Here is a 25,819-nt window from a genome sequence, read left to right on the forward strand (position 1 = left end):
ACCTGAACTACAGCTTTTGGGCCGATCTGAAGAACGAAGCCAGGACGTCTGGGGTCTCAACAGCGCCAAAATAGGCCATAGACATGTCACTAGGGTCGAACGCTACCAGCATGTCCTTGTGGGCATCCAATCCTGCCGATGCAGCCTTGGTAAAATTTGGCGTGTTTAGAGCGGACTCGACTAGAAAGAACGAAGTCGTTTCGTCCCAGTAGCCGTTTCCTGAATTGACCGCTTCAACGACGGACTGTCGTCGGTCGGCATAGGTCTTACCGCCAATTGTTTCGTTGGCGATGCGGAATGTTACGCAGTAGATTGACATGGAGAAGTTTCCTGTGATGTACCACAGGACGGCTTGACGACTCTTCCGGAAGGAATCAAAGTCTGAAGTGCTTTCATGCCTCGCCGTCCTTTGGCTAGGTTTGAGTAGGGATGGTGGTTGTAGTGGGCCACCATCCCGCAATCTCCAGATTCAAAATCGATTCGGCAATAGCTTCGTTCACGAATGTTCCGGTTATCCATCGGAACACTCGCTTTTCCTGCGTTTCCACAGCAGCTTTCGGGCTTTCTGCTTAAGCGTGACCGGCTTCACCAATCCGCCGATAGGTAAGGCGCTTGTCGCGAGCCATGCGAAGCAGGTCTTCAGCGCGTTCTGCATCGCTGACCTTAAGAGCAGCGCGGCGGTTATAGCGGAAATCGAACTCGGCAAGGTAACGGTGAAGATGGGCTTCGCCGCAATGCTGGTAGACGCCAACCATGCCACGCTTGAAGACAGAGAAGACCCCTTCAATCGTATTGGAGTGAACAACAACGTCGCCTTCGCGACGGGAATATTCCTTCGCGGAATGCTTAGTCGTCTTGTGTGTTTCGAATTCTTTGCCGACTACCGTATAGAGACGGCTTTCATCGGTGTAGAGGTTGCTATCGCGGGACACGTTGCGAACGAGAACTTCGCGGACAGTATCACGGGTGGCTTCATTGAGGTGGAACATGCGGGACTTGCCTCCGCGCTCCACGAGGCCAACGACGATGCGCTTGTCAGCGCCACCAGACTTGCCACCCTTTGTGGGCTTGGCGATGCGGCCACGGGCGAGCTTGCGGGGCGTCTCGCGCTTGCCGATGTAAGTTTCGTCGGCTTCGACTGTCTTGCCGCCACCGCCCAGCGGGCCAGAGGACTTAACGTCCTCCTTCATGGCCTCACGGATGCGGTGAGCCATAAACCAAGCGGTCTTGTAGGTCACGCCAAGCATACGGTGCAACTGGTGAGCGCTCATCCCCTTCTTGGAAGAGGCCATGAGGTGCGCAGCCAGAACCCACTTATTCAGGGCAATCTTGGAGCGTTCGAAGACCGTGCCAACGGTCACAGTGAAGGGATCGCGGCAAGCGTTGCACTTGTAGACGCCGGGGCGCGTGGACTTTCCGGCAAGCTTGGTGATCGTCGTGGTGTCGCAATTGCCGCAATGGGGGCAGATCGGGCCATTAGGCCAGTGGATAGCTTCAAGGTGTTCGCGGGCCTTCTCGGCGTCAGTGTAGATTTCGTTTGTAATGTCGAACATGGGCTATCTCCTTGGATTCTTATACCAAAGAGCCGCGTGGTACGTCAAGTATATAATTAGGAAAATAGTCCTTGACGGCGTGACGGTCGTTTGATAGGGTTATGGCATAGTCGGAAAGGTGCGGGCGGACGGATCGCCGGGCTTTCCGGAGGCTTGATGGCTTCGGCGGCATCTGCCCGCGGCCGGCTTCTGAGAATTTTGTTAGGCGCTCGTTCCTATGGACGGGCGCCTTTTCGTTTTCGGGTGTGCGATGGACCAGTTTTCGACGATCGATCTCGACCTGTTCGGCATTTCGGCCGACATGGCGGTCTATGACGGGCTCGGCGCGCGCCGGGCCGTTCTCGGCGGCGGCGCGGCGCCGCTGCTCGACACCAAGGCCGCCGCGCCGGGCGACCCCTTTCTCGACATGCAGGCGATGCTTCTCGAAATGACGAAGGAGCTGCGCGAGCGCTTCCAGCGGTTCCAGAGCCAGAAGGTTCTGGCCGAAGAGGATGCGGCCGCGGCCGTGGACGACGCGGCGCGCAAGGTCGCCCAGACCGACGCCAAGGCGGCCATCGAGGCCGTGTCGCTCATCGTGCGCACGCTGGAGAAGATCGACAGCCTGCAGCGCACGCTGATCAACGAGCGGGCCGAGGCGGACGCGGCCGGCGGTGATGACGAGGACGAGGCGGCGCTGATCGAAGAGTTCGAGCGGCTTGTCGACGTGCGCGTGAAGGAGCGGATGGATGCCGCCAAAAGCGAATGGATGCGCGAAATCCGGGCTGGCGGCGATGCTGCCGCGGGAATGGAAGGCGGGCCGTAAGGAACGGCGGGCCTGCCGGGCGACCGGCAAGAAAGCGGACGGAACGGTGAGGGCGGCGGCCGCGGGCTTGAGCATGATCGAGGAAAATCGTGGGCTGGCGGCCTTGCGGAATGCGGCCGATACGCTCGAAGGGGGGCTGGGGCAGCGCGGCGCGGACGGCGAGGATGACCCCTCATCCCCCTGCCGGAACCTTCCTCCCGCGGGCGGGGAGAAGGCGCGTGAAGGTCGAACGACGGGCGCGTCGCAAGCGCTCTCGGATGCCACAAAGCGGATCGTTCTCGACAATCGACGGCGGCTTGGTGGCTGGCATTTGACCGCGCGGCTGGCGCAGACGCCGCCAAAGGGCGACTGGCGGGTGTGGCTGCTGATGGGTGGTCGCGGCTCCGGCAAGACGCGGGCCGGGGCGGAGTGGGTGCAGGATATCGCGCTCAAGCAGCCCGGCATCCGTATCGCGCTGGTGGCGGAAACGCTGGGCGACGCGCGCGAAGTGATGATCGACGGCGTCTCCGGCATCTGCCGGATCGCGGGGCGCGGCAGGCCGGAATTCGAGGCCTCGCGCCGGCGGCTCGTCTGGCCGAACGGCTCGATCGGGCAGATTTTTTCGTCCGAGGATCCGGAAAGCCTGCGCGGGCCGCAGTTTCATTTCGCCTGGTGCGACGAGCTCGGCAAGTGGAAACACGCGCAGGAGACCTGGGACATGCTGCAGTTCGGCCTGCGCCTCGGCGCGGATCCGCGCGTGCTGGTGACCACGACGCCGCGGCCGGTGCCGCTGTTGCGGGCGCTTGCGGCCGATCGGGCGACAGCCGTGCAGCGCATCCGCACCGACGACAATATCGACAACCTGTCTCCCGGCTTCCTGCGCGCCATGGCTGACCGGTACGGCGGCACGCGGCTCGGCCGGCAGGAGCTGGACGGCGAGCTGATCGCCGACCGCGAGGATGCGCTGTGGAGCCGCGCGCGGCTGGAGGCGATCCGCCTTCGCAACCCCGGGCCGCTATCGCGCATCGTCGTGGCGGTCGATCCGCCGGCGACGGCGTCTGCGGCCTCGGTCTGCGGCATCGTCGTGGCGGGGCTCGACCAGACCGGGCGCGCCGTCGTGCTGGCCGACTGCTCGGTGACGGGTGCAAGCCCGGCGGGCTGGGCCGGTGCTGTGGTGCGGGCCTTCCGGCGCTTCGACGCGGACCGCGTCGTGGCGGAAGTCAACCAGGGCGGCGACATGGTGACGGCGATGCTGCGCAGCGTCGACGCCGACCTGCCGGTTTCGACGGTCCGGGCGACGCGCGGCAAGTTCCTGCGCGCCGAGCCTGTGGCCGCCCTCTACGAACAGGGCCGCGTGGCCCATGCGGCGGCCTTTGCCGAGCTGGAGGACCAGATGTGCGATTTCGGCCCGGACGGGCTTTCTTCCGGCCGCTCGCCGGACCGGCTCGATGCGCTCGTCTGGGCGCTGACGGCGCTGGTGCTCGACCGGCAGGGCGAACCGCGCGTGCGGGGGATATGACGATGGTGATCGATCGCAAGGGCTTTTTCGACGGCGTGCGCGGGCCGCTCTATGGCGGGCGGCTGGCGCGCGCGCAGGTGGCCGGCATGACGGCGCTCATCGACCGCTTCGAGGCGGGCGGCGAGACGGAAGACCGGCGTTTCCTCGCCTATATGCTGGCGACGGCGCATCACGAGACGGGCGCGCGCATGCAGCCGGTGCGCGAGACCTTCGCGGCGAGCGACGACACCGCGATCGCCCGCCTCGACCGGGCCTTTGCCGAGGGCCGCCTGCCGCAGGTCTCCGCGCCCTACTGGCGGCGCGACGCCGACGGGAGAACCTGGCTCGGGCGCGGGCTGGTCCAGATCACGCACCGGCGCAACTACGAGCGGCTGTCATCGCTGATCGGCGTCGATCTCGTGCAGCGCCCCGAGCGGGCGATGGAGATGGCGGTGTCGGTGGAAATCCTCGTCGTCGGTATGCTGCGCGGGGCCTTCACCGGCCGGCGGCTGGCCGACTGTTTCTCACCCGGCCGCGCCGACTGGATCGGCGCACGGCGCATCATCAACGGACTGGACCGCGCCGAGCGCGTGGCGGGATACGGGCGGGCGTTTTTCGCCGCGCTGGGCGGGTAGGACTTTCACTCGTGGCATGGGTCCTCGGGTCAAGCCCGAGGATGACGAAAGTAGGGAAGTGCGAGCGTCACTGCGGCGCGCCGTGTGCCGATCTGCTCAAGAAGTGGGAGAGAGAGCCTCCCCACCGTCGTCCTCGGGCTTGACCCGAGGACCCGTGCCACGGGAACCGCGCTGCGGTTATTTCTTCACATCCGATAAACCGAGGGCATCATGAAACTGCCATCCATTTTTTCCCGACGGCGCGCGGCGCCGGCGGAAACCAAGGCGTCGGGCTTCTTCACGCTGACGGCCGAGGGGCGGGCGCACTGGTCGAGCCGGTCCTATGCCTCGCTGTCGCGCGAGGGCTTCATGAAGAACCCGATCGCGCACCGGGCGGTGCGGATGATCGCGGAGGCCGCCGCTTCGGTGCCTTGGCTTGCCTATGAGGGCGAGAGCGAGCGGCCGGGTGACGCGCGTCTCGCGCTGCTGTCGCGGCCGAACGGGCGCATGGCGGGCACGGATTTCTTCGAAACGCTCTACGGGCACCTGCTGCTTGCCGGCAATGCCTTCGTCGAGGGCGTGCGGGTGGGCGAGGACCTGCGCGAACTGCACCTCCTGCGGCCCGACCGGGTGCGCATCGTCGAGGGGCGCGACGGCTGGCCGGAAGCCTATGAATACCGCACCGGCAACCATGTGCGCCGGCACCGCGCGGGCGACGGGGCGGCGGGCGAGGGGCAGGCGATCCTGCATCTGAGGCTGTTTCACCCGCTCGACGACCAGCTCGGCTTCGCGCCGCTCGAGGCCGCGTCCATGGCGCTCGATCTCTCCAATGCCGCGGCGATCTGGAACAAGGCGCTGCTCGACAATTCGGCGCGTCCCTCCGGCGCGCTCGTCTACCAGCCCAAGGAGGGCGGCAACCTTTCGCCCGACCAGTATGCGCGGCTGAAGAGCGAACTGGAGGACGGCTATTCGGGCGCGGCGCGTGCCGGGCGGCCGATGCTGCTGGAAGGCGGGCTCGACTGGAAGGCGATGGGGCTTTCGCCGCGCGAGATGGATTTCGTGGAGGCCAAGAACGGCGCGGCGCGCGACATCGCGCTCGCTTTCGGCGTGCCGCCCATGCTGATCGGCGTGCCCGGCGATGCGACCTACGCCAACTACCAGGAGGCCAACCGCGCCTTCTGGCGGCTGACGGTGCTGCCGCTGGTGAGCCGCACCGCCGCCGCCTTCGCCAACTGGTTTTCCGAGGAAGGCGAGGCCGCGCTGCGGCTGGTGCCGGACCTCGACCAGATAAGCGGCCTTGCCGCCGAGCGCTCCGAACTGTGGGCGCGCGTGGGGGCGGCCGGCTTCCTGACGGACGAGGAGAAGCGGCGGGCGGTGGGGTATTGAGGGGGCATCCTCCAAAAACGCCAGAAAAACAGAACGTTGCCCGGAGGACCGCAATCGTTTTGCCGCCATCCGGATTCAACATCTGAACGCGTTGAATCGGATTTCGAGGAAAGCGCGCCAAGGGATTCAAACGACTCAGCGTTTGCCGCGCCCGCTGCAGAGAAGCCGGCGTGTTCTCGGCCGTTTGGCCGATGCTTCTGGATTTTCATAATAATCTGAAAGGCTTAACAATGGCTGACTTCGGAAACGACGGCGGGCTGTGGACGGCTCGTCTGGTCGGGGCGTCGGCGGGTGCCGCCGTCTCGCTGATCTACCTGCTGCCCAAAAGCCGCCGCGAGGCGGCGTGCCGGTTCTTCACCGGCCTTGCCTGCGGGCTCGTCTTCGGCGGCCCGGCCGGGCTGTGGATCGCCGTCCGCCTCGGCATCGCGAGCTATCTCGGGCCGGTGGAGGTGCTGCTGACCGGATCGGCTGCGGCAAGCCTCTCGGCCTGGTGGGGCCTCGGCGTTCTGGCGCGGGCGGCGGAGCGGATGAAGCAGTGAGGGAGCGAATAGGGAATGGCGAATAGCGAATAGGGGTCGGCAGGCGATGACCGGTCCGTCCCCCAATTCGCTACTCCCTATTCGCTTTTTCCCAATCCCAAACATCGGAGCAACCCATGACAACCGACGACCTGCCGGTCTGGCGGACGAAGAAGTATGCCGATCTGACGCTGGCCGGGGTTTCCGGCGACGGGGCGTTTTCGGGCTATGCCAGCCTGTTCGGCGAGGTGGACCTGGGCAAGGACGCGATTGCGCCCGGCGCCTTCGTGCAATCGCTCGCCAAGCGCGGCGCTTCGGGCGTGCGCATGCTCTTCCAGCACGATCCGGCCGAGCCCATCGGGCGCTGGCGCACCATCCGCGAGGACGAGCGCGGGCTTTACGTCGAGGGCGTGTTGTCGCCCGGCGTGGCGCGGGCCCGCGAGGTGCTGAACCTCATGAAGTCGGGCGCGCTCGACGGCCTTTCCATCGGCTTCCAGACGGTGCGCTCCCGGACCGACCGCTCGAGCGGCGTGCGGCGCATCCTGGAGGCCGATCTCTGGGAAATCTCGATCGTCACCTTTCCCATGCTGCCTTCGGCGCGGGTGTCGAACGTGAAGAATGCGCGGTGGTTCCGCGACAAGGAAACGGAGCTCGTGCGCACCATGCGCCGGGCGGCCCGGATGATGCAACGCTAACAGGAGCACAGCACGACATGACGCAGACACCGAAGACCGCGCCGGAAATCAAGGCCGTGCCGGAAACCATGACCGCCGCCTTCGACGACTTCATGGAGGCCTTCGAATCCTTCAAGGAGACCAACGACCGAAGGCTCGGCGAGATCGAGCAGAAACTGACCGCCGACGTGGTGACCCGCGAGAAGGTGGACCGCATCAACCGCGCCATGGACGACCACAAGCGCGTGCTCGACCAATTGGCGCTGAAGAAGGCGCGGCCGGCCCTTGGCGGCAGCGGCGCCGTCAGCCTCGAAGCGGCCGAGCACAAGGCGGCGTTCTCCGCCTATATGCGCCGGGGCGACGAAAGCGCCCTGCGCGCGCTGGACGAAAAGGCCATGTCGGTCGGCTCGGCGGCCGACGGCGGCTATCTCGTGCCGCCGGAAACCGACACCGAAATCGGCCGCCGGCTTTCCGCGGCATCGCCGATCCGGGCGCTCGCCACGGTGCGCCAGGTTTCGGGCGCGGTTTTGAAGAAGCCGTTCGCCACATCGGGCATGGCCTCCGGCTGGGTGTCCGAAACGGCATCGCGGCCGCAGACCGGCACGGCGCAGCTCGCCGAACTCTCCTTCCCGACCATGGAACTCTACGCCATGCCGGCGGCGACGGCGGCCCTGCTCGACGATGCGGCGGTGGACGTTGAAAGCTGGATCGCGTCGGAGGTGGACATCGTCTTCGGCGAGCAGGAGGGGACGGCTTTCGTCTCCGGCGACGGCACCAACAAGCCGAAGGGTTTCCTCAGCTACACCAACGTCGCGGATGCCAGCTGGAGCTGGGGCAATATCGGCTATATCGCCACGGGGGCGGCCGGCGCCTTCAAGGCGAGCGGCCCGTCCGACACGCTGATCGACACGATCTATGCGCTGAAGGCGGGGCACCGGCAGAATGCCAGCTTCGTGATGAACCGCAAGACGCAAGCGGCGATCCGCAAGTTCAAGGATGCTGACGGCAACTATCTGTGGCGCCCGCCGGCAACGCCGGGCCAGGCTGCCTCGCTGATGGGCTTCGCCATCGCCGAAGCCGAGGACATGCCCGACGTGGCGGCCGACAGCTTCGCCATCGCCTTTGGCGATTTCCGTGCCGGCTATCTCGTCGTCGACCGCACGGGCGTTCGCGTGCTGCGCGATCCCTATTCGGCCAAGCCCTATGTGCTGTTCTACACGACCAAGCGCGTGCGCAATGTGTGAATTACGCACACACGCGCAAACGCTGGATTAGGCAAAAAAAACAACGGCGTATTCGAATAGGCAATTTTGGATGACTTGGAAATCTATGCTCGCCCTATTGGCTCAACGGCAATATCCCTTGAGTTGCAAACGCAACTTAAAGGAGTGAAATACATGAGACTGCGCGTTTGGGGAAAGATCAATGGAATGAAGTTCGATCAGGTCTTCGATGATGTCGCTGAATGGCGCGCTGAACGCAAATGGATCGAAAGCGTGATGCGTGTTGATGTTCATGGAATGCAAAGCCTCTCTCAGGCTATTGACACCCTACGATCTAGAGTTGATTGAAAGTCCTTCATTGTGAGGGGTTGCAAATGAAAACACGCCACATTTTGTCATTCTTGATGTTCGTCGCTGCGTCGCCCGCAAGCGCTGTCGATTTCCCATTTGCTGTGGATCTTAGCAAAGAGGCACCGAGCCAAGCGAAGAGTTCCATCATTGGAAAAGGGACCGGATTTTTAAACATTGGCATGAACTACGCTGGTGTGGTCCACAACCTGGAACGCGAAGGCTTTAAAGTTAAGTACGCAACTTCACCGACGGAGGCGGATATAGACTTAAACGGCAAGCGCGTTCATGTTGCGTCCACACGTTTCAAAAGTTCCGCAGGTGCCGTGAAAACAGACGACAACGGAAAAGAAGAAATTTCCGTAGCGTTCACATCGGAAGTCTCTCAATCGACTTTGTATTACATCAATCGGACGATGTATATGAAAGTGCCATCGAAGGTCGATGTAGTTATGGCGGGGCTCAATGAAAAATACGGTACCCCGACAATTCCAATTGGCCGGCGGTCATTTATGTACAGATATATCTGGTACTATGATGTCAATGGAAAGGTTTTGCCGAGTGAAAAGTATTGCAAAGGATTTGGCGACTCGGTGCCGAATGTGATTGGTAATACACACATATCGCAACGGATTCTCAAGACGACCCAAAACTATCTTTCACAGAACTGTGGCGGCGTTGTAGATGCAAAATTCTGGGTTGACGGCGGAAACAACGATGTTTCGAGAATCGATTTGTCGGTATATGATAACTCGATAAACACGTCCGGTCGTGAACTTGATATCGACTTCCTCAAAGCAGTCGTCGAGTATAATCCTCAACTGGTTGAAGAGGCGCAGCCGACGAAGCCGAAATTCTGAAAAATACACGCGGTAGTAAAATGGCCCACTAGGCAAATGAGGAAGTCCTAGTGGGCCTTTGCATGCGGAGTGTTTCATGCCTTTGAAGACGATGAATTTGCGTCTTCACGTCTATTTATGTGACCGCTTATTTCGGCTACCCATTCCGCTTTAGTCAGTGTCACATATACGGTATCGTCTTCCTCGATCACCCGCTTTTGCGGTCGTGAATAGCCGGATTTGATACCAACGGGTCTATCTCGTACGACGATATTTGCGATGCTCCATGGCTTCCTATTGTCGTTGCGATCAAGGTATCTTGTACCTCCTTTACCCGTCACTTTCTCAAGCCTGTCATGCGTCGCTGTGATCCACGTGAACCACTCGCCCATTTCGATGTCGAACTCCTCGCTCCTGCGATTAACTCGATAATTGCGGAGTCCGTGAAAGACCTTTTTGATGCGCTGTTCTGTTTCTTTGTCCATTTGCGTATTATGCAGCCATCGCTTTGCGTGTGTCATTAAATGACTACGGGTGAGACCGAATTTCCCACCCGCTGAGCAGCCAAACACTTTCTGTGTCGGTCCTATTTAGCGACGTGAGGAAATGCCCGTAGACGCCCGTACAGCGCTTTCCGCAAGAAGCGCACTTGTGTTGCGTGAAACTGTCAAACGGCGTTCCTGGCGCATCTGCGGGCTGCTACGACTGTATCGCTAAGTGCTGGTGCACGTGGGATTTGGTTCGCGTCTTCCAATAACCCTAATAACCCAAAATCTTTTCCCATCGGCTATGCCGCAAGAACAACGGCTCTGCCGAACTCGTCGGGGTGATAACCCCAAGAGAGCGAAAGCGACTGCTTTGTGAGATGCCGTGCGCTTTTTCTTCCCCGAAGAAAAACGAGCGGCGCTCGCTGAAGCCAGTGCTACGCACTGAGGTAATTGGGATGTTGAGAGCACTTGTTCCGTAGGAACAAGTGGACTTAATATTCTAACTACTTTAGTACGTGGCCTGTTAATATATTATAGGGGTAATATTCTAACTACCCTGTGAAATTTCCGGATTGTTCAGGATTTTCAGGTCCAGATCGGTGAATCTCGAAAAATATTGCCCTTTCAGGCCGGTTTCCATCAAAAAAGATAAATAAAAGCAACGGTAGAGGAAGCCGTAGTACGGAGGATACAATGGATAAGAAGCCTAGTCCACAGGACGTAATTTACAATGTTCGCAATCACGGCCGTCAGCCTTCAAAGCGACTACGTGAGAACCTTGAACGCATGTTTGAGGCATCCAAACAGCACCAGACAGCAAACGGTGTAAGTTGGAATCTCACATTCAACGAATATCTCGAATTGATCACTCAACGCCGTATGCAGCGTATGGAAGCCGAACTTAAGGCCGGTAAACTCAAGGAGTTTATGAAGGGCGCGAAGGGTTATGTGCTGACCACAAAGAACCGCACCGCGTACAAGGCGAAGATTTATGATCCGACGACCGTCGAGTTTGTGAACCGCAATAAGAGCCTGCGTAATCACCGCATGAACAAGGGCGACACACACTCTGAGAAGTCGAAGGAGATCATGTCGATCAAGCGCACTGGCACAACCCAGACCGAGGAAACAAAGCAGAAGATTTCCGAAGGAAACAAGGGAAAGGTTCTCACAAAGGCGACAAAGAAAGCGATTGCCGATGCACGTACTGGAACAACTCATTCCGAAGAGACAAAAGCCAAGCAACGCGCTGCAATGCAGGCTTACCATGCTGCACGACGAGCAGCGAAGGAGGCACAGAATGGGACGGAAGGTGTATAAGGTTCGCTTGGAGATTGACGAGGTCGCTGTTCAAAAGCGTAGTGATGAACTCGATCAGAAGTTCATTACATTCTGTTACGAAAACGAAATCGATATCGATGACGTGGATGATCCGATGTTTGACACGATCATGCAAAGCACCTTGAAGGCAGAAGTCGCGGACCGTTATGGCATAGATATTTCGATGGCTGTAGCGTGGTCAATCAAACAGAAAGGGTATGTGATGATCGATGGCATGGAAATCGAAAGTGGTGATCATAGCGTTTTTGCATATCCGGTTGAACCAATCCGCGATAATCTCGACGGCGATCTAATCGGTTGCTACCTGCTAGTGGATGATCCAGATGTGGCAACTATGCTCAAACTTCAGAATCAATAATTTAAAACTAGAACAAGCAGTATGAACCCGGTCCGAAATGGCCGGGTTTTTCGTTGCTCCTCGTGAATTCGAAAAGGCCGGTTTTGGGCCTATTTGGCCGCGGTTATAAGAGGTGAAGATAAATATCGGAGGCAATCAAGGAGGAAGACATGCAGGAAAATCAGAAACTAATCGACGCTCTCAATGACGCGCATAATGCACTGGAACGCGCAATCAATATGCTGCGCAATCAAGTGGCGCAGAATAGAAAGTAGTTAAATCAGGAGTATTTGAAATGAGCATTTTGAACGAAGACATTTTCACAAATTACAAGGTCGAGACGATCACGGTGAGCCGCAGCGTAAGCGTCCCAACACGTTTGGACCCACTGGCGGAACTCATGCATGATCATGTTGAGGTCGATTACAAAGCCCGTTACGCCCGCTCGACAGTTGCGTTTATGGATTTCTCGAAAGGTGATCGTCGTTGGATCGATCACCTAATTGAGGAACTTACCAAGATCGGTGATGTCTATCGAGAAGACAAGATTATCATGTTGGGCTGGTCCACTGCAAAGCCACGCAACGGCAAGCAGCAGACGTGGCAGAAGTTCGTTGACGAACTCTATGCGGATAAGACCCTAACGCGTCAGGATTACAGCGAAGCGCAACTGAAGCACTTGCCGGTTCTCATACGGGAACTCAGCAAGGGCAAGCGACTAGCAGGCTGTCACGAATTGGGCCTACGCGAGGTTACTAGCCGCGGGATGCTCTAAATCTCAGTCGTCTGCGACGAATTAACCAGAGCGAGTAACGCTCTGGTTTCGTCTCCGGTGGATGAACGCGGCGATATAAGCATGGGCTTCTTCGTGCCTCGTTGGTTCCAAGGCGGGTTGAATAGAAGTATCAGGCCGGCTTCTACTCCGAGCAGCATTCCGACGGGCAGGCCGTCGATTAGTGCCACGGTGGTGTAGATGTTTAGCAGGTAGACGTCGATGAGGTCGGTACTTAACGTGCTCCGAAACTCACGGTGGACAAGACGAATTTTCCGATCATCGTGAAAAGCGCGCCTGTAGGATCGAAAGCGGCTCTTTGGCCTGTCCGCTGACCCTACATACATAACCCGTTCTTTGTGAACGAACGCGTACACGCTGTCGCGGTTTGCATAACTCTCGGCTTCCTCAAGATGACAAAGGGCATCAGTGACTTTGAACGTTCCGATACGGGTGAAGCCAAAGGATCGTAAGTGGTCGAGTTGAGACATTAGAAGCACGAGATATTAGATAGGTGACTTAGAGGAACAGCCAACCAAATGACCCTACGAGAAGAATAGCGATCGCGCACCCCAACAGGAGCCCAACCCCTGAGTTGGTCTCGGGCTCGTACTCGGGCTCAGGTGGCGATTTGTCGTATCCAGAAACCATCGTTCATCTCACTGATAGACTTGGCCGGTACGTGCATCGAGATAGTACCGGTTCTTCACGGTCATGCCCCCGCAATACGTGAAGAAGATCGGTGCGGGCTTCTTTGATGTCGATCGATACCATGCGCCGACGCTAATAATGTCTTCGGCTTTGCAGGTTCCGTTATCGATAAGCCGCATGAGCGCTTCAGTCTGGATCTTTCCGTATTTGGCGAAATCGTCCGAGCGTTTGATTTCATCCATGAGGGGATCAGCAAGCGCCGGGCTTGAAACCAAAGACGCAATGATTAGCAGCAGATAGCGCATTCGGGCTCCGTCTCATTGTGGGATCGCGCAATAGTTTTATCTGCTTGTAACACAGACAACCCTTCGTAAGTGGAAATATGAATGATGCGGCGGGGAATGCAACAGTCCTACTTTTTGCCGGTTAAGCGCACTTGATTGCCTGCGCAGTATTCCAGGCGCTCGTTGAGTGATCTGTGCCTGCGTGTACCCGGCCCGAACGAGCGCAGGACCAACACGCAATAGGTCCATCACTACCTCGCAGCAAACGGCTCGCCCAAAAGGCGGGCCGTTTTTGCGAGTGGGCTCCAAAACGAGCGTCCCGATTAAATACGGACACAGCAGGCGAATCCCACGTGGTTCACCAAGACTAAGGACCCCATCATGTTTGAATATATCGCCGCTTTCCTCGCCACCCTCGGAATCAATCCGGCCCAGTTGTTTGCGGGCCTCGCTGGTGCGTTCGTACGCACGGTAATTCAGAAGCAGCCGTTGACATGGGCGGTACTCGCAACAAGCGTTGTTGGGGCTCTATGTGCGATCTATCTCACACCGATCATCGGGCTTTGGCTCGGCTTGAACCTGAGCGTGCTTGCCGTGAACAATGCGCTGTCATTCGGGATTGGCCTCGTCGGAATGAGCCTAGCCGAGGGACTTGTTACGCTCGCGCACAATTGGAGCAGGAACCCACGTCTGATGCGCTCGATGGACGCGAAGGGCATAGCAGATGCGGTGAACGATCACGCACACACGGCGCAGATGAAGAAGCCAGAAGGCTCAAATGGCGATGCACCTGAATAAGTATGGGAAAGAACCAACTTATGGAGGTGCCGCCATGGGACCACTAACACGAACTGCATTGGCAATCATCGTCTGCACATGCTTGTGGGCGAGTGCGCATGTGCCGCAAGCGAAAACAAATCAGCACAATGTTACGCCGAATGTGCTGCGTGAGTATGCGGGGCCAGCGCCGAAAGCAACTGGCACTCAACTTCGGCACGGGCCGGCCCATGCGGCGTGGTCCGAGTAAATACTCCTAGTAGCAGGAGGATATCATGAACAACGTGAGTGAAATTAGACGAGCAATCGCCGCCTCGGTGTGCGCGATCGATGACTTCTATGTTAAGCGCTTGGGTCGAGGCCCAAACAAAAATCCATATAACAATGGGACTGATCCAATATCTCGCTTGGACCGACTTGAGAGCGATCCAAGTTGGCTCTTCGTGGGATTCACGGATCGAGCATTGCCGGGTGGTCGCGGCACAGAGCGCGTTGAAATCAATGGCCAAGAACTGGACTTGCCAGTTGAGATCGTATTTTTCCCTCTGTTTCCTGATGTATCGGATATTGCGGACGACGAAGACGCCGCAAACTATGTCGTCCTACACAACACCGTGCACCTCGCGAAGTTTTACCGCATCGAAGACCGCCAAACGCAGATGCTGTTCCGCCTCCAGTATGGGGAAGCGGCGTAAGGGGCAGGCTTAAAAAAAGGTCGCCGAGCAGTTACCCGAGGGCTTCGCGTGAAGCCGTCAAACTCCCCATTGTTCTCGTGAAGACCTATCTTCCGGATTTCATCAACACGGAAACCAGACAGATCGTTGAGGTGAAAGGCAGGCTACCAGCGAGTACCGCACGAAGATGCTCGCGGTGAAGCAAGAGAACCCCGAATACAAGATTACCAGCGTGTTTCAGAATCCAAATGCACCGATGAAAAAGGGCAGCAAAACGAAATACAGCGATTGGTGCGAAAATCACGGTATCGAATGGCGAAACGCCTGACAGGGAATGTGTCAGGCCAGGATTCCGGGCTTCTAGACGACCAAAGATCACGACCGAAATGGAACCTTCGAGGGACTAACTCGAACGTCACGATAAAAGGGTGAGTTAGACAGGAACTTTTCAATGCTCCGGACAGTCAATGACGTCTCCTTGCCGGGACCAACAGTGACACCTTGTATCGGCAAGCCAGCGCCTACGTTTGAGATTACAACATACGGCATCACAACATTATCGCGCACGCGATATTGGACTTCCTTGACCACTTGCTGCTTCGCTATAATTCGCCACTCTTTCTCCTCTTCGAATGCTTCATTTTTAAATCTGGGCGCAAGGTTGATAATGCGAGCATAACGCATTTCATCTGGGCCGATGCTATTATCATTCATAATCGCCTGTATGAGTGATGGGTCATCTTCAGCAATCGCAAGGCGCTCTCGTAGCAATTCCATTGTGTGCTTCCGCCCATATATGACACGCTCAAGGTCGAAGTTGTAGATCCGTGCAAGTCTGAACAAGTCTCGTCCGCGGAACTGAATGGAAACAGTTTGGTTGCTATTGCCGTATCCACGCCACTGACTAAGCAAATCATGGTGTTCGCAAAAGCAGGACGCATAGACATCTGGGATCTCGCGTTGACGGATAACACGAGGTCGATCTGCTCGGCTTGTCGTTTTTTCGATTTCCGCGACAACATCTCTCGCCACATCTATCCCATACTGCATCTCCTCTTTATCGTTTAGGAATAGTATGTTTGACGCCCAAATGGAATGGTACTTTACTATGCTAAGAAACCCTTCAAGGCTCGTGTAATGCGAAAGTAATTCTGGGACATCCTTCGCTCCCGGAATTTTCTTGAAGTCAGGAAAGAAACTCGCGAACAGGTCGCCGCTATCAGTGGCCACGTGTGATCTCCTCTGCAATCATCTAGATTGTTATCATCACCACATGTAAGTTCAACTATTCGTTGTCGGTAAGGAGATGTGGTTCGCATCGGACAAGCGAAGTGGGCCGAATTGCACTTGAAGAAGATCGCAACCCCAAATAGCCTATAGCGAGTGAAGGTGGCAGAGGTTTCGCAGTGGCATTTCAGGACGATACAGTTTTCGTAGTTGGCGCAGGCGCTAGTGCGGAGTTTGGGTTGCCAGTAGGATGGAAACTGCTGGAGAAAATCAGAAATAACAGCCGCTTTCAATTTCAAGGCACTCGCGCTTCTGACGGGAACGAGAAGATCATCCGAACTGTCTATGGACGCTATAATCTAGATAGTTACCAGCATAAGAAAGCATTCGAAGCGCTCGACGATATTCATCGGGGTGTCGAAACAGCCGGATCGATAGACGAGTACATTAACCGATACAGCGACAATTCGCTCATCGCGGAGATGGGAAAACTCCAGATCGCTTACGCGATACTGCTTGCGGAATCCCAATCGGCGATGATGTTGCCCGGAGTTGAGCCGATGAACTGGCACCCTCTAGAGGGCACCTGGATAGCGCCTTTCACGAGGGCGCTATTTGATGGTGTTCGAGCGAAAGATGTAGAGGAAATCGGCAGCAATATCACGATCATATGCTTCAACTACGACCGATGCATTGAGCACTACTTGGAGCATGCGATCCAACGGGCATATCGTGATGTTGATCATGTGATGGCTCGCGAAATCGTAAATCGCATGAACATAATTCATCCTTATGGTTCACTCGGGCCGCTGGACGATCTTCCATTTGGCTCGCCGGTCGAAACGACCAATCTCTACGATGTGGTAGAGAACCTAATTACGTGGTCAGAAACAATCGACGATCACTTGCTCATTGACTCTATTAGAGAGGCAGTTGGGGAAGCAAAAACGCTCATATTTCTTGGTTTTGCGTTTGCAAACCAAAACATGAAACTTCTCGACGCACAGGTTACGGAAGCGAAGCCTTATTACACGCGCGTCTACGCGACAGGAAAAGGACTAACCGATGACGTTGATGACACGCTCAAAGACAAGATAACGAAGTTATTCGCGCCTAGTGCAGTCCACAAGAAATGGCATGGCCAGCAGATTCGAATCAAATATGACATGGTATGCAAGGAATTTATGGACAAGCAGTTGATGAATTTCACGGTTTAGTTTTCTGATCGCCTCCCCACTACGTCCTCGCTCAAAGTCCTCCCATCAACAAATGAAGAAGTTTCTGATATGTGGCTCATAGCGCTCACGCCTTTAGCGATACTAATCGTCGCGATACTCATAATGGCTCCAATGGGTCTCTTCGGATTTCTCACTGAGAGTTCCCAGAAAAAGGAGGAAGAAAAGCGACTTAAAGAGGAGCGAGAAGAGATTGAACGGCGCAGCGCTCATATAAGATCGTTGCCGAGGATTGACGTTGATAAATCGTCAAAGGAGATTATCGAGCGTCTTCACGCAAAATACAATCTGAGCGGAGTTTACGATGGCAAACTAATGTATGCGCGATGGGCAATTTCAAATCACGGATCTCCGTTAAGAGACGGACAAATGGACATTCTCGCTAGCACATACAGGAGGAAACCTATCAAATACCTGGGATATGTCGGGAGTGATTACGACGTATTAGCCGAGATAGGTATATTTCCTGTTGAAAAAGACATTGATCGCATGATCTTTGTTATGATCTCCAACAGGAGTCCGCAGTTTGACGGACTAGCAAGGCAATTCGCGAAACACGCTGGGATACAGACGTATACGGTCGATGAAAATCTTCGCTTAGAATTCTTCCAGACAAACTCGGTCGACGAAGCCATAGACGTCACAAGTAAGTTGGTAGAGTATATTGTTAGGAATTCTCCCAATCACAAATTTGTCGCGGTAAGCAGTCCGAGATAGGACTGATCACGCTGAAACAACATCATAGTAACAGAGTTTAGCCAGCGGAAACAAGTTAATGTGCAATCGGAGCGTTTTGCCCTAATCGCGGTGTTGGAAATAAATCAACACATTCCGATCCGCCCGCGTAGATAACCGTCCAGAAATTCCAATGTGACCGCGATAGGGCGGACCATTGTGTTCCATTAGGATCGAAGGGCAACCAATCTTTACGCTCGCCCTTCACGTATGCGGCTGTAGGAACAAAGAACACCCGTTCACTGTTCCGAAAAGCAGCGCAACCAATGCAACCACAGCAGTATGTCGCATATTACCGCGTATCCACTCAGATGCAGGGAAAGAGCGGATTAGGACTAGAAGCGCAACGCGCAGCAGTCGAGGCATTCGCACAAGGCCATGCATTGCTAGCGGAGTTTACGGAAGTCGAGTCAGGCAAACGTGATGATCGTCCGCAGTTAGCGCTTGCACTAGCAGCAGCAAAGCAGGCCAATGCCGTGTTGGTAATTGCAAAGTTAGATCGTCTTTCTCGTGATGTTCATTTCATATCCGGGTTGCTCAAGCAGAATGTTCCGATCAAGGCATGTGATATGCCGCACGCCGATAACTTCCAGTTCCACATTATGGCAGCAGTTGCGGAGAAAGAACGCGAGATGATCGGCCAGCGCACGAAAGCGGCAATTGCTGCAAAGCGTGCGCGTGGTGATGCATGGGGAACGAATGCTGCTAGGGTGGATCAAGCCGACACGTTCGCGGAGAACATCCGTGAAGACATACAGGCGCTCATTCAGAGCGGCTACAAGGGTCCAGCAGCAATTGCGCGTGGGCTTAATGAACGCGCTGTACGGACCTCTATGGGCGGTTTGTGGACCTCAATTCAGATCGTGCGCGTCATGCGTCGGTTGGGGATTGCTGGATAAGGCGTCTATACACCCCCTATGGGCACCGACAAATCCTCATGACATACGTGTCCAAATTTTTGCAGTGTCATAGTCTTTTAGACAGTCCTTAGCGTCTATATTGACGCCGGTTTACGTGTCGGCGCGTTTTCCAAATTGAGATGGCTTTGCAAAGTCTCTTCGAGTTCAAGCAGGTCGTCTCGTGGATTAGGATTAGATAGTGTTTCGTCGTCAGGGAAACGTGGATGCCGCCGTTTTCCATCCAAAAAGCCGAGCCGGTCAAGAAGCATTAGCACACCGACAAACACGCTTATCAGGCATATACCGCTGATCACGACTTTGAAAAATGTGTTGAGGTATTGGTCTAGCAAATGGTTCACGCCGAATGCCGCAGCGAAGCCTAATGCGACGATAGTGCCGATTAATGCAAAAAATTTGATCAAAAACCAAACCACTCCAAGGCCAGATGTAGTGTCGTCATCTTGCGGCGCACCTAGCCCCTTAAGAGTTCCGTTGACGCGAGCGGCACGACGTTTTCCGGTGTGAAGGCAACTCAATTTAAAGCCTTGACGTACATCGAGATAGTCAAAATCAATGAATACTTCTCCACCGTCACCGATCTCGATCTTCGCATTGTTTGCTGGGGTGGTCATGTGTGTTAGGGAAGCAGATATAATCTTGGCATCCGATGGAAGGCTTAACCGTAGTCTATCCGCCGGCGCGATATCTTTATGCTCAACCGTTTTACCGGCGTCATTCCAGAAGGTCATTGTAGTCTTCGTTAGACGCGGAATAACCTGACCATCAAAATGAATCTCAAGTTTCTCGTTATAGGTTTCGTCGGTCGCGCCAATGATGGTTGTGTCATGGCGCGCGTAGAGAAATCGGCGGGCAACCCGGCCTTTGAATACAGACCATAACGCGAGGGCGGTACCTATAAAGCCAATCGCGAAGTTCAGGTTCTCGTAGGTTAGAAATTGCGAAATGTATGTCCACATTTAACTATCTCGACAGTAACGCTAATGCGTCTGGAAGGCACTCGATACATTCTTAGGATTAACCGCGATATTCGAGATATTCGACTGATCGGCAAAGGCTTGGACTTTCAAAATCCTCCGAATAGCCGATGAAAATCAGACTTTTCAACTGCTTTTTTGGCGATGCCCGAATTTTTTAAGTAATCGAGGGTGGAAAACCGCGATATCCGGTTCGCAGGCTGGCGACTTTGTGTTGCTCGTAACGCGAATCGGGAGGTACTTTGCAGAAGTCAATGATTCTAGAAAGATGAGTACATGTTCGAAGACATGTCTTTCACTAAGGTTGTATCCATAGTCGGTTTTCTTATCGGCTGCGCGTTTATAACATATGTCGTTCGTACCATGGGCTATTTTGCAGTGATTGCTCCCGAATACCTTGGTTTCTTTATTGAGACAGATTTAATTATGGGTGCCATCCGTGCTGCTCCTTTTGTCATTGGCTGCGCCACGTTCGTGTACTTGATATTTTGGTTTGCAGCGGTTTTGCTCGCTCATGAGGAAAAGGTTGACCGAGTAATCATGCCCATTGATGCCGCCGTACGACGCCTACCAGTTTGGCTGCGAACTTTGCCGCTCGTCATCTTCTTTGTCGCACTGTTTGCATCCCCATTTCTTTTTGAAGGGGATTTTTACGTCATACGTGTCGCCTTTCTATACGTGAACCTAAGTCTTGCTGTAATGTGGTTAGTACAAAAGCATGCCGCGGATCGGACGGTTCATCCACCTGCATTTGCCACTTTTCTGATCACGCTATACCCGGCGCTCTATGAAACGGGGAAGTACGAGGCAATACAGGATTTGAATCATTCGGAAGCCAGGTATTCCATCACGGCTGGCGACCGTAGTTATGTCAACGCGCTTCTTCTCAAAGCATCGTCGAACGGTGTCCTCTTGAAAGTGGGCAACGAGGTAATCTTATACGATCGCTCGCAGATAGCGAGGATTGAGCGCGCTACGGATCGAATCGAGCAAAAATAGGAAGTCTTCGGTTGCCCGACACGTTCAAAGGCTATTGATGGGATAGCACAGCAGCAATGATGCTGCTGGTGCAAAGGCAATAGCAAATGACAATCGCTCTGGAACTCCTCCGCGCAGCCGCAACAACCGGCAATGTTGGCAATAAGAACCCGCTGGATATCTTCTACGAAAAACTCGACAAGCAGATCGAATACGCCAAGCAGATCAAGGCCGGAAAGGACATCAACAGCCGGTCGTGCTGGTTCCGTCGTGATGGTGCAAACTACGTGGTCCGGATCGGGCGCAACGCATTTGAGATCGCCGGCAGCAAGTTGTTCCGCGCCGCCGATCTGGACGGCGTGATGGAAGTCCTAGGTGCGGCGAAGGACGCGATCAAGGCCGACACGGCATTGCAAGATGCCATCGCACTACACTCAATGGAGCGCTCTGAACGGCTCAAGAAGGGCAGGGCAGCAGGCAAGGCCAAGAAGGCGAAGTAGTCGACGGCATCAGTTAGCGCGAACTGATGGAAGCCCGGATTGAAAGGTCCGGGCTTTATCGCCTATGGCGATTGATGATCAGGTGGGTTCACCATGTGGAGGCAATTCGCGATCCAAGATGGGTCGCCTAACCCGTTTAAACTCCGCTCCGATATGGCGAAGTTCCTGTAGCGTTGGCCGTGAATCGGGATCAATACCATTGCGTCTCATCACATCACTTGCTTGGCGCATAAACTCAGATTCCGTTATCATGCGGAACTCCTCTGCGTGAGTTGGTACTTGGCGATATATCGCCGTCTGATAACATGCGGCGATTCGATTGCTGGTTGGTAAGCCAACAACGTTTTTTCGCAAAAGCACCTGGTAGTGTTTGTTGTACAAGCGGCCGGGCTGGATTGTCGCGCAAGTAGCCCTAAAATGCGAGCAGACGCCCACACAGCGCGTTCATGCCCTTAGCGCTGCCCAGCACTTCAACTGCTCAGTGGTTCTCAAAATCGTTGTTCGGACTTCCAGAGACCACGCTCACGTAGATTTCCAGAAGGGCTTGCCGAACTGGATCGCTCTCCTCGACAAACCGAAATTCCATTGATCGCAACTTGCTGTTGATTTGCACTGAGAGCTGACCCGGGATTTGCGCCGAGAAGTGACCCGCCTTAGGTATCGTCCGTCGTGGTTGGGGTGGTCAAGTTCCTGCGTTTCTCCTTCGTCGTTTTGGGCTCATGGGCCGAACTGTTTTTGAAGCGGAAGCTGTCGTTGCCGGTTTCGAGGATGTGGCAATGATGTGTGAGGCGGTCGAGCAGCGCGGTGGTCATCTTGGCATCGCCAAACACGCTGGCCCATTCGCTGAAGCTCAGGTTGGTGGTGATGATGACGCTGGTGTGCTCGTAGAGCTTGCTTAGTAGATGGAAGAGCATCGCACCGCCTGAAGCACTGAATGGCAGGTAGCCCAGCTCGTCGAGGATGACGAGATCGGAGTGTGCCAGGCGGTTGGCGATCTGGCCTGCACGACCTTGGGACTTCTCCTGCTCAAGCGCGTTGACCAGTTCCACGGTTGAGAAGAACCGAACCCGCTTGTGATGATGTTCGATGGCCTGGACGCCGATGGCCGTGGCAATATGCGTCTTGCCCGTGCCGGGACCGCCGACCAGGACGATGTTGTTGGCGTCGTCGAGGAAGTCGCAGCGATGAAGCTGACGGACCAGTGCCTCGTTGATCTCGCTGCTGGTGAAGTCGAAGCCGTTCAGATCACGATAGGCTGGAAAGCGTGCCGTCTTGAGCTGGTAGGCCGTCGATCGCACTTCACGTTCCGCGGTCTCAGCCTTGAGGAGCTGCGATAGGATCGGGATGGCAGCCTCGAACGCCGGCGATCCCTGCTCGGTGAGTTCGCCAACGGCCTGGGCCATGCCGTGCATCTTCAGTTGCCGCAGCATGATGACGACAGCGCCGCTTGCCGGATTATGACGCATGGCGAACCTCCGTCTTTCTCAGCGCATCGTAACGTTCGACATTCGCCTTGGGCTCATTGGTGAGCGTCAAGGCCTGAGGCGCGTCGATGGTGGGCGGTGTGAAGGATTTGCCGTCGACGAGGCGATGCAGCAGGTTCAGCACATGCGTCTTGGTCGGAACGCCGGACTTCAGCGCCATGTCCACGGCCGACAACACGGCCTGTTCGTCATGCTGGAGAACAAGGGCCAGGATATCGACCATCTCGCGGTCGCCACCCGGCTTCTTCAGGAGATATTGCTGCAAGGCCCGGAATGCCTCCGGTAGCTCAACGAATGGAGCGCCATTGCGAAGAGCACCGGGCTTGCGCTGCACCACCGCCAGATAGTGCCGCCAGTCGTAAATGGTCTGTCCTGGCCGATCGTGAGAACGGTCGATCACGCGGCGATGCTCGCACACGATCTGCCCCTCCGCTGCGACGACGACACGATCCGGGTAAACCCGCAGGCTCACCGGTCGATTGGCGAAGGATGCCGGGACGCTGTAGCGATTGCGCTCCAGATGGACGAGGCAGGTTGGCGTGACCCGCTTTGTATACTCGACGAAGCCGTCGAACAGGCGGGTAACAGGCATCAGCGCCAGAGCTTCCTCAGCCCAGATGTCAGCAATGGTGCCGCGCATCTGTCCGTGTGGGGTCTTTGCCCAGAACTCCTTGCATCGACGCTCCAGCCAGTCGTTCAGGGCATCCAATGATGGAAACCGTGGAACAGGTTGGAAGAAGCGATGACGCGCATCCTGAACATTCTTCTCGACCTGTCCTTTCTCCCAGCCGGACGCGGGATTGCAGAACTCGGGCTCGAACACATAGTGACTGGCCATTGCCAGGAAACGGACATTGACGTCGCGCTCCTTGCCACGGCCGACCTTGTCGATCGCCGTGCGCATGTTGTCGTAGATACCGCGGCCGGGAATGCCGCCAAACACGCGGAATGCATGATTGTGGGCATCGAACAGCATCTCATGCGTCTGAAGGAGATAGGCCCGAACAATGAAGGCACGGCTATAGCTTAGCTTCGTATGTGCGACCTGCAGCTTGGTGCGCTCGTTGCCGATAATGGCCCAGTCTTCCGACCAGTCGAACTGGAACGCTTCGCCTGGTTCGAAGGCCAGAGGCACGAACGTTCCGCGCCCTGTCGTCTGGAATTCCCTCTGCCGGTCTGACTTCCATTCCCGGGCAAAGGCTGCAACGCGGCAATAGGAGCCGTCGTAACCGAGGCTCACCAGGTCGGCATGAAGTTGCTTCAGGGTGCGCTTCTGCTTGCGGCCCTTCTTCGATTCCGTCTTCAGCCAGGCCGACAGCCGATCCGCGAAAGGATCAAGCTTGCTCGGTCGCTCCGGGACCTTGAACTTCGGCTCCACGCCGTCCAGGCGCAGGTATTTGCGGACGGTGTTCCGGGACAGGCCGCTCCTGCGGCAAATCTCCCGGATCGATAGATGCTCTCGAAAATGCCAGCGTCGTATTACGCTCAGTAACGCCATGTCGATCACTCCAGAGCCCCCGCTGAAACCTCGCGAGGGATGATTGAAACATGGGTCAAATCTCAGTGATAATTTCCCGCAATCCCGGGTCAGCTCTCAGTGCAAATCAACAAATGGTGATCAATGGCAGATTTTACGTCCAGCAATTGGAATGAACAAGACAACCTGAACAACTCGCCCGCGCCTAATGGTCTCCCTACAGGATCACAGCCGAGTGCAGTTGCGCCTACGATGCGTGCATTCATGGCCGCTTCAAAACGTTCCTTCAATCGTAGCAATCCCATGTACGTCTCGACGGGCACGGCGAGCGCATACGTGTTGACGTACGAGGTTGGACCGGCTGCTTATGCAAAAGGTGAGGTATTCTCGTTCTTTCCGCACGTCGATAATGCGGGACCAGCGACGTTAAATATCAACCTGCTTGGAGCAAGAACGATTGTACGACACGATGGCACAGCGCTATCGGCGGGCCAAATCAAAGCCGGACAGATCACTGCACTTGCGTTCGACGGCACCAATTTCCGATTGATCACACCTATCGTCAATAATCCGACGTTCTCTGGAACGCTCACTGTTCCGAACGTCACATCGACGGCGACGATAACAGCAGGCGCGATTACAGCGAGCGGCGTCATCACGGGCAATGGCTCGGGCCTGACAAACGTTAACGCGTCGACTGTTGGCGGCATTAACCCGGCGGACATTGTGTTGAAAAGTCGATCAGTGTTGACGGGAACGGGATTGTCCGGTGGCGGTGATTTGTCCGCTGATAGATCGTTGTCGGTGAACTACGGGACAACGGCGGGCACTGCGGCGCAAGGCAATGACAGTCGCATCGTCAATGCGGCTCAGCGGACAGGCGATGCCGTAACAGGCGGCTTCACGGCCACATCAAAGAACCTGGGTTCACCGACTGGAACAGTTGCTCTAACACCATCCGGTGGCAACATGCAGCACATGACGAATGTCGGTGCCGTCTCAATTGCTGCGCCAACCGCAGCAGGCGTCTATACGATCATTCTTGAGATCGTGAACAGTACGACTGCTGGTGCCGTTACGCTGACGGGGTTCACCATCAGAGATGGCGACAATTTCACCACCACATCAGGGCACAAGTTCCAACTGCATATTGCAAAGACGAACAGCGCAGTGGCCGCAATTGTAAAGGCCATGCAATGACGTTTCCATTCCCTCACATCAACGCCGGGATTAAGTACGATGATCCGGGAACCGTCCAGTACACTACGGCCGGAAGCAGCACGTTCACCGTTCCTCGCTATAAGAACAGCCTTGTTATCGAACTATGGGGCGGTGGAGGCGGTGGCGCAGGGTCAGGCGGCGTCGGCGGTACAGGCGGAACAACCACAATAGCGTCGCTCGGTCTCACGGCACGCGGCGGGCAAGGTGGTCGCTACTACAACGCTTCCGCCAGTGTCGGTGGCACCGCTACAGGCGGCGACATCAACTCATCAGGCGGCAATAGTGGTCGTCCAACAGGCGGTTCATCTCC

The 25,819-nt window shown here is 56.1% G+C and carries 28 protein-coding genes and 1 pseudogene; 21 read left to right on the forward strand and 8 right to left on the reverse strand.

Annotated elements, in window-relative coordinates:
- Positions 1 to 7: 7 nt before the first annotated feature.
- Entirely contained in the window at positions 8 to 319 is a 312-nt protein-coding gene (locus K6301_RS03815) for a hypothetical protein (protein ID WP_247219449.1), read from the reverse strand.
- Between the two features lie 250 nt (positions 320 to 569).
- Positions 570 to 1,553 (reverse strand): IS1595 family transposase, encoded by a 984-nt coding sequence (locus K6301_RS03820; protein ID WP_247219450.1) that lies wholly within the window; start codon positions 1,551 to 1,553, stop codon positions 570 to 572.
- 250 nt (positions 1,554 to 1,803) lie between these two features.
- Between K6301_RS03820 and K6301_RS03825 the strand changes: the two genes are divergently transcribed.
- The 9 genes from K6301_RS03825 (at position 1,804) to K6301_RS03865 (ending at position 9,455) form a co-directional block, all read left to right on the forward strand.
- The gene (locus K6301_RS03825) at positions 1,804 to 2,355 is read left to right on the forward strand and encodes a hypothetical protein (RefSeq protein ID WP_247219451.1); all 552 of its coding nucleotides are present in this window, start codon (positions 1,804 to 1,806) and stop codon (positions 2,353 to 2,355) included.
- Positions 2,279 to 3,853, forward strand: coding sequence for a DNA-packaging protein (locus K6301_RS03830; protein WP_247219452.1), 1,575 nt, complete (start codon positions 2,279 to 2,281; stop codon positions 3,851 to 3,853). Before K6301_RS03825 ends, K6301_RS03830 begins: the two co-directional genes overlap by 77 nt.
- A gap of 2 nt (positions 3,854 to 3,855) precedes the next feature.
- Positions 3,856 to 4,467, forward strand: a complete 612-nt coding sequence (locus tag K6301_RS03835; RefSeq protein WP_425475367.1) for a glycoside hydrolase family 19 protein — start codon at positions 3,856 to 3,858, stop codon at positions 4,465 to 4,467.
- A 210-nt stretch (positions 4,468 to 4,677) separates the two neighbouring features.
- Positions 4,678 to 5,832, forward strand: coding sequence for a phage portal protein (locus tag K6301_RS03840; RefSeq protein ID WP_247219454.1), 1,155 nt, complete (start codon positions 4,678 to 4,680; stop codon positions 5,830 to 5,832).
- 230 nt (positions 5,833 to 6,062) lie between these two features.
- A complete protein-coding gene (locus K6301_RS03845; RefSeq protein WP_247219455.1) occupies positions 6,063 to 6,371 on the forward strand; it encodes a DUF6107 family protein in 309 nt (102 codons plus the stop codon).
- 116 nt (positions 6,372 to 6,487) lie between these two features.
- A complete protein-coding gene (locus K6301_RS03850) occupies positions 6,488 to 7,045 on the forward strand; it encodes an HK97 family phage prohead protease (protein ID WP_134647578.1) in 558 nt (185 codons plus the stop codon).
- A 17-nt stretch (positions 7,046 to 7,062) separates the two neighbouring features.
- Positions 7,063 to 8,268 carry a phage major capsid protein gene (locus K6301_RS03855; RefSeq protein WP_247219456.1) on the forward strand — a complete coding sequence of 402 codons (1,206 nt, stop codon included), beginning with the start codon at positions 7,063 to 7,065 and terminating at the stop codon, positions 8,266 to 8,268.
- Positions 8,269 to 8,343: 75 nt separating this feature from the next.
- Positions 8,344 to 8,595: a hypothetical protein gene (locus tag K6301_RS03860; RefSeq protein WP_247219457.1), complete on the forward strand. Its 252-nt coding sequence runs from the start codon at positions 8,344 to 8,346 to the stop codon at positions 8,593 to 8,595.
- A 26-nt stretch (positions 8,596 to 8,621) separates the two neighbouring features.
- Positions 8,622 to 9,455 carry a hypothetical protein gene (locus tag K6301_RS03865; RefSeq protein ID WP_247219458.1) on the forward strand — a complete coding sequence of 278 codons (834 nt, stop codon included), beginning with the start codon at positions 8,622 to 8,624 and terminating at the stop codon, positions 9,453 to 9,455.
- A 74-nt stretch (positions 9,456 to 9,529) separates the two neighbouring features.
- Here the strand turns inward: K6301_RS03865 and K6301_RS03870 are convergent, their stop codons facing one another.
- Complete coding sequence (locus tag K6301_RS03870; RefSeq protein WP_247219459.1) at positions 9,530 to 9,919, reverse strand: hypothetical protein; 390 nt, start codon at positions 9,917 to 9,919, stop codon at positions 9,530 to 9,532.
- Between the two features lie 696 nt (positions 9,920 to 10,615).
- Here K6301_RS03870 and K6301_RS03875 point away from each other — a divergent pair.
- From K6301_RS03875 to K6301_RS03885, 3 genes are all read left to right on the forward strand, one after another.
- Positions 10,616 to 11,242, forward strand: coding sequence for an NUMOD3 domain-containing DNA-binding protein (locus K6301_RS03875; RefSeq protein WP_247219460.1), 627 nt, complete (start codon positions 10,616 to 10,618; stop codon positions 11,240 to 11,242).
- Positions 11,223 to 11,621 carry a hypothetical protein gene (locus tag K6301_RS03880; RefSeq protein WP_247219461.1) on the forward strand — a complete coding sequence of 133 codons (399 nt, stop codon included), beginning with the start codon at positions 11,223 to 11,225 and terminating at the stop codon, positions 11,619 to 11,621. Before K6301_RS03875 ends, K6301_RS03880 begins: the two co-directional genes overlap by 20 nt.
- Positions 11,622 to 11,895: 274 nt before the next feature.
- A complete protein-coding gene (locus K6301_RS03885) occupies positions 11,896 to 12,375 on the forward strand; it encodes a flavin-containing monooxygenase (RefSeq protein WP_247219462.1) in 480 nt (159 codons plus the stop codon).
- Positions 12,376 to 13,031: 656 nt separating this feature from the next.
- Here K6301_RS03885 and K6301_RS03890 read toward each other — a convergent pair.
- A complete protein-coding gene (locus tag K6301_RS03890) occupies positions 13,032 to 13,328 on the reverse strand; it encodes a hypothetical protein (protein WP_247219463.1) in 297 nt (98 codons plus the stop codon).
- Positions 13,329 to 13,688: 360 nt separating this feature from the next.
- On the opposite strand from K6301_RS03890, the gene K6301_RS03895 reads away from it, so the two are divergent.
- The 3 genes and pseudogenes from K6301_RS03895 to K6301_RS25085 form a co-directional block, all read left to right on the forward strand.
- A complete protein-coding gene (locus K6301_RS03895) occupies positions 13,689 to 14,105 on the forward strand; it encodes a hypothetical protein (protein ID WP_247219464.1) in 417 nt (138 codons plus the stop codon).
- A 254-nt stretch (positions 14,106 to 14,359) separates the two neighbouring features.
- Positions 14,360 to 14,779, forward strand: a complete 420-nt coding sequence (locus K6301_RS03900; RefSeq protein ID WP_247219465.1) for a hypothetical protein — start codon at positions 14,360 to 14,362, stop codon at positions 14,777 to 14,779.
- A gap of 160 nt (positions 14,780 to 14,939) precedes the next feature.
- A pseudogene (locus tag K6301_RS25085) lies at positions 14,940 to 15,086 on the forward strand (PDDEXK family nuclease); the annotation flags it as partial.
- A 47-nt stretch (positions 15,087 to 15,133) separates the two neighbouring features.
- Here K6301_RS25085 and K6301_RS03905 read toward each other — a convergent pair.
- Positions 15,134 to 15,988, reverse strand: a complete 855-nt coding sequence (locus K6301_RS03905; RefSeq protein WP_247219466.1) for a DUF2971 domain-containing protein — start codon at positions 15,986 to 15,988, stop codon at positions 15,134 to 15,136.
- A gap of 176 nt (positions 15,989 to 16,164) precedes the next feature.
- On the opposite strand from K6301_RS03905, the gene K6301_RS03910 reads away from it, so the two are divergent.
- The 3 genes from K6301_RS03910 to K6301_RS03920 all read left to right on the forward strand — a co-directional run bounded on the left by K6301_RS03910 (position 16,165) and on the right by K6301_RS03920 (position 18,854).
- Entirely contained in the window at positions 16,165 to 17,202 is a 1,038-nt protein-coding gene (locus K6301_RS03910; RefSeq protein WP_247219467.1) for an SIR2 family protein, read from the forward strand.
- A gap of 69 nt (positions 17,203 to 17,271) precedes the next feature.
- A complete protein-coding gene (locus tag K6301_RS03915; RefSeq protein WP_247219468.1) occupies positions 17,272 to 17,937 on the forward strand; it encodes a hypothetical protein in 666 nt (221 codons plus the stop codon).
- 284 nt (positions 17,938 to 18,221) lie between these two features.
- Positions 18,222 to 18,854: a recombinase family protein gene (locus K6301_RS03920; protein ID WP_247219469.1), complete on the forward strand. Its 633-nt coding sequence runs from the start codon at positions 18,222 to 18,224 to the stop codon at positions 18,852 to 18,854.
- Positions 18,855 to 18,949: 95 nt separating this feature from the next.
- Here the strand turns inward: K6301_RS03920 and K6301_RS03925 are convergent, their stop codons facing one another.
- Positions 18,950 to 19,831 (reverse strand): hypothetical protein, encoded by an 882-nt coding sequence (locus K6301_RS03925; protein WP_247219470.1) that lies wholly within the window; start codon positions 19,829 to 19,831, stop codon positions 18,950 to 18,952.
- A gap of 294 nt (positions 19,832 to 20,125) precedes the next feature.
- Between K6301_RS03925 and K6301_RS03930 the strand changes: the two genes are divergently transcribed.
- Together K6301_RS03930 and K6301_RS03935 are read left to right on the forward strand one after the other, a co-directional pair.
- Positions 20,126 to 20,848: a hypothetical protein gene (locus K6301_RS03930; RefSeq protein ID WP_247219471.1), complete on the forward strand. Its 723-nt coding sequence runs from the start codon at positions 20,126 to 20,128 to the stop codon at positions 20,846 to 20,848.
- A gap of 86 nt (positions 20,849 to 20,934) precedes the next feature.
- A complete protein-coding gene (locus tag K6301_RS03935; RefSeq protein ID WP_247219472.1) occupies positions 20,935 to 21,327 on the forward strand; it encodes a hypothetical protein in 393 nt (130 codons plus the stop codon).
- Between the two features lie 653 nt (positions 21,328 to 21,980).
- Here K6301_RS03935 and istB read toward each other — a convergent pair.
- Both istB and istA read right to left on the reverse strand, forming a co-directional pair.
- Positions 21,981 to 22,793 carry an IS21-like element helper ATPase IstB gene (gene istB, locus K6301_RS03940; RefSeq protein WP_220360291.1) on the reverse strand — a complete coding sequence of 271 codons (813 nt, stop codon included), beginning with the start codon at positions 22,791 to 22,793 and terminating at the stop codon, positions 21,981 to 21,983.
- Positions 22,783 to 24,309: an IS21 family transposase gene (gene istA / locus K6301_RS03945; RefSeq protein WP_220360292.1), complete on the reverse strand. Its 1,527-nt coding sequence runs from the start codon at positions 24,307 to 24,309 to the stop codon at positions 22,783 to 22,785. Before istA ends, istB begins: the two co-directional genes overlap by 11 nt.
- Before the next feature lie 243 nt (positions 24,310 to 24,552).
- Here istA and K6301_RS03950 point away from each other — a divergent pair, with 243 nt between their 5' ends.
- Positions 24,553 to 25,488, forward strand: coding sequence for a hypothetical protein (locus tag K6301_RS03950; protein WP_247219473.1), 936 nt, complete (start codon positions 24,553 to 24,555; stop codon positions 25,486 to 25,488).
- Positions 25,489 to 25,819 lie beyond the last annotated feature (331 nt).

It is taken from the genome of Shinella oryzae (genome assembly GCF_023038235.1).
Classification (GTDB): domain Bacteria; phylum Pseudomonadota; class Alphaproteobacteria; order Rhizobiales; family Rhizobiaceae; genus Shinella; species Shinella sumterensis.

Excerpts from the sequence above, each read along its gene's own strand:
- K6301_RS03895 (WP_247219464.1), top strand. The coding sequence starts at position 13,689 with ATGTTTGAATATATCGCCGCTTTCCTCGCCACCCTCGGAATCAATCCG.
- K6301_RS03840 (WP_247219454.1), top strand. The coding sequence starts at position 4,678 with ATGAAACTGCCATCCATTTTTTCCCGACGGCGCGCGGCGCCGGCGGAA.
- istA (WP_220360292.1), bottom strand. The coding sequence starts at position 24,309 with ATGGCGTTACTGAGCGTAATACGACGCTGGCATTTTCGAGAGCATCTA.
- K6301_RS03815 (WP_247219449.1), bottom strand. The coding sequence starts at position 319 with ATGTCAATCTACTGCGTAACATTCCGCATCGCCAACGAAACAATTGGC.
- K6301_RS03915 (WP_247219468.1), top strand. The coding sequence starts at position 17,272 with ATGTGGCTCATAGCGCTCACGCCTTTAGCGATACTAATCGTCGCGATA.
- K6301_RS03880 (WP_247219461.1), top strand. The coding sequence starts at position 11,223 with ATGGGACGGAAGGTGTATAAGGTTCGCTTGGAGATTGACGAGGTCGCT.
- K6301_RS03930 (WP_247219471.1), top strand. The coding sequence starts at position 20,126 with ATGTTCGAAGACATGTCTTTCACTAAGGTTGTATCCATAGTCGGTTTT.
- istB (WP_220360291.1), bottom strand. The coding sequence starts at position 22,793 with ATGCGTCATAATCCGGCAAGCGGCGCTGTCGTCATCATGCTGCGGCAA.
- K6301_RS03875 (WP_247219460.1), top strand. The coding sequence starts at position 10,616 with ATGGATAAGAAGCCTAGTCCACAGGACGTAATTTACAATGTTCGCAAT.
- K6301_RS03870 (WP_247219459.1), bottom strand. The coding sequence starts at position 9,919 with ATGGACAAAGAAACAGAACAGCGCATCAAAAAGGTCTTTCACGGACTC.
- K6301_RS03845 (WP_247219455.1), top strand. The coding sequence starts at position 6,063 with ATGGCTGACTTCGGAAACGACGGCGGGCTGTGGACGGCTCGTCTGGTC.
- K6301_RS03925 (WP_247219470.1), bottom strand. The coding sequence starts at position 19,831 with ATGTGGACATACATTTCGCAATTTCTAACCTACGAGAACCTGAACTTC.
- K6301_RS03890 (WP_247219463.1), bottom strand. The coding sequence starts at position 13,328 with ATGCGCTATCTGCTGCTAATCATTGCGTCTTTGGTTTCAAGCCCGGCG.
- K6301_RS03935 (WP_247219472.1), top strand. The coding sequence starts at position 20,935 with ATGACAATCGCTCTGGAACTCCTCCGCGCAGCCGCAACAACCGGCAAT.
- K6301_RS03855 (WP_247219456.1), top strand. The coding sequence starts at position 7,063 with ATGACGCAGACACCGAAGACCGCGCCGGAAATCAAGGCCGTGCCGGAA.
- K6301_RS03865 (WP_247219458.1), top strand. The coding sequence starts at position 8,622 with ATGAAAACACGCCACATTTTGTCATTCTTGATGTTCGTCGCTGCGTCG.
- K6301_RS03850 (WP_134647578.1), top strand. The coding sequence starts at position 6,488 with ATGACAACCGACGACCTGCCGGTCTGGCGGACGAAGAAGTATGCCGAT.
- K6301_RS03820 (WP_247219450.1), bottom strand. The coding sequence starts at position 1,553 with ATGTTCGACATTACAAACGAAATCTACACTGACGCCGAGAAGGCCCGC.
- K6301_RS03950 (WP_247219473.1), top strand. The coding sequence starts at position 24,553 with ATGGCCGCTTCAAAACGTTCCTTCAATCGTAGCAATCCCATGTACGTC.
- K6301_RS03835 (WP_425475367.1), top strand. The coding sequence starts at position 3,856 with ATGGTGATCGATCGCAAGGGCTTTTTCGACGGCGTGCGCGGGCCGCTC.
- K6301_RS03830 (WP_247219452.1), top strand. The coding sequence starts at position 2,279 with ATGCCGCCAAAAGCGAATGGATGCGCGAAATCCGGGCTGGCGGCGATG.
- K6301_RS03885 (WP_247219462.1), top strand. The coding sequence starts at position 11,896 with ATGAGCATTTTGAACGAAGACATTTTCACAAATTACAAGGTCGAGACG.
- K6301_RS03920 (WP_247219469.1), top strand. The coding sequence starts at position 18,222 with ATGCAACCACAGCAGTATGTCGCATATTACCGCGTATCCACTCAGATG.
- K6301_RS03825 (WP_247219451.1), top strand. The coding sequence starts at position 1,804 with ATGGACCAGTTTTCGACGATCGATCTCGACCTGTTCGGCATTTCGGCC.
- K6301_RS03900 (WP_247219465.1), top strand. The coding sequence starts at position 14,360 with ATGAACAACGTGAGTGAAATTAGACGAGCAATCGCCGCCTCGGTGTGC.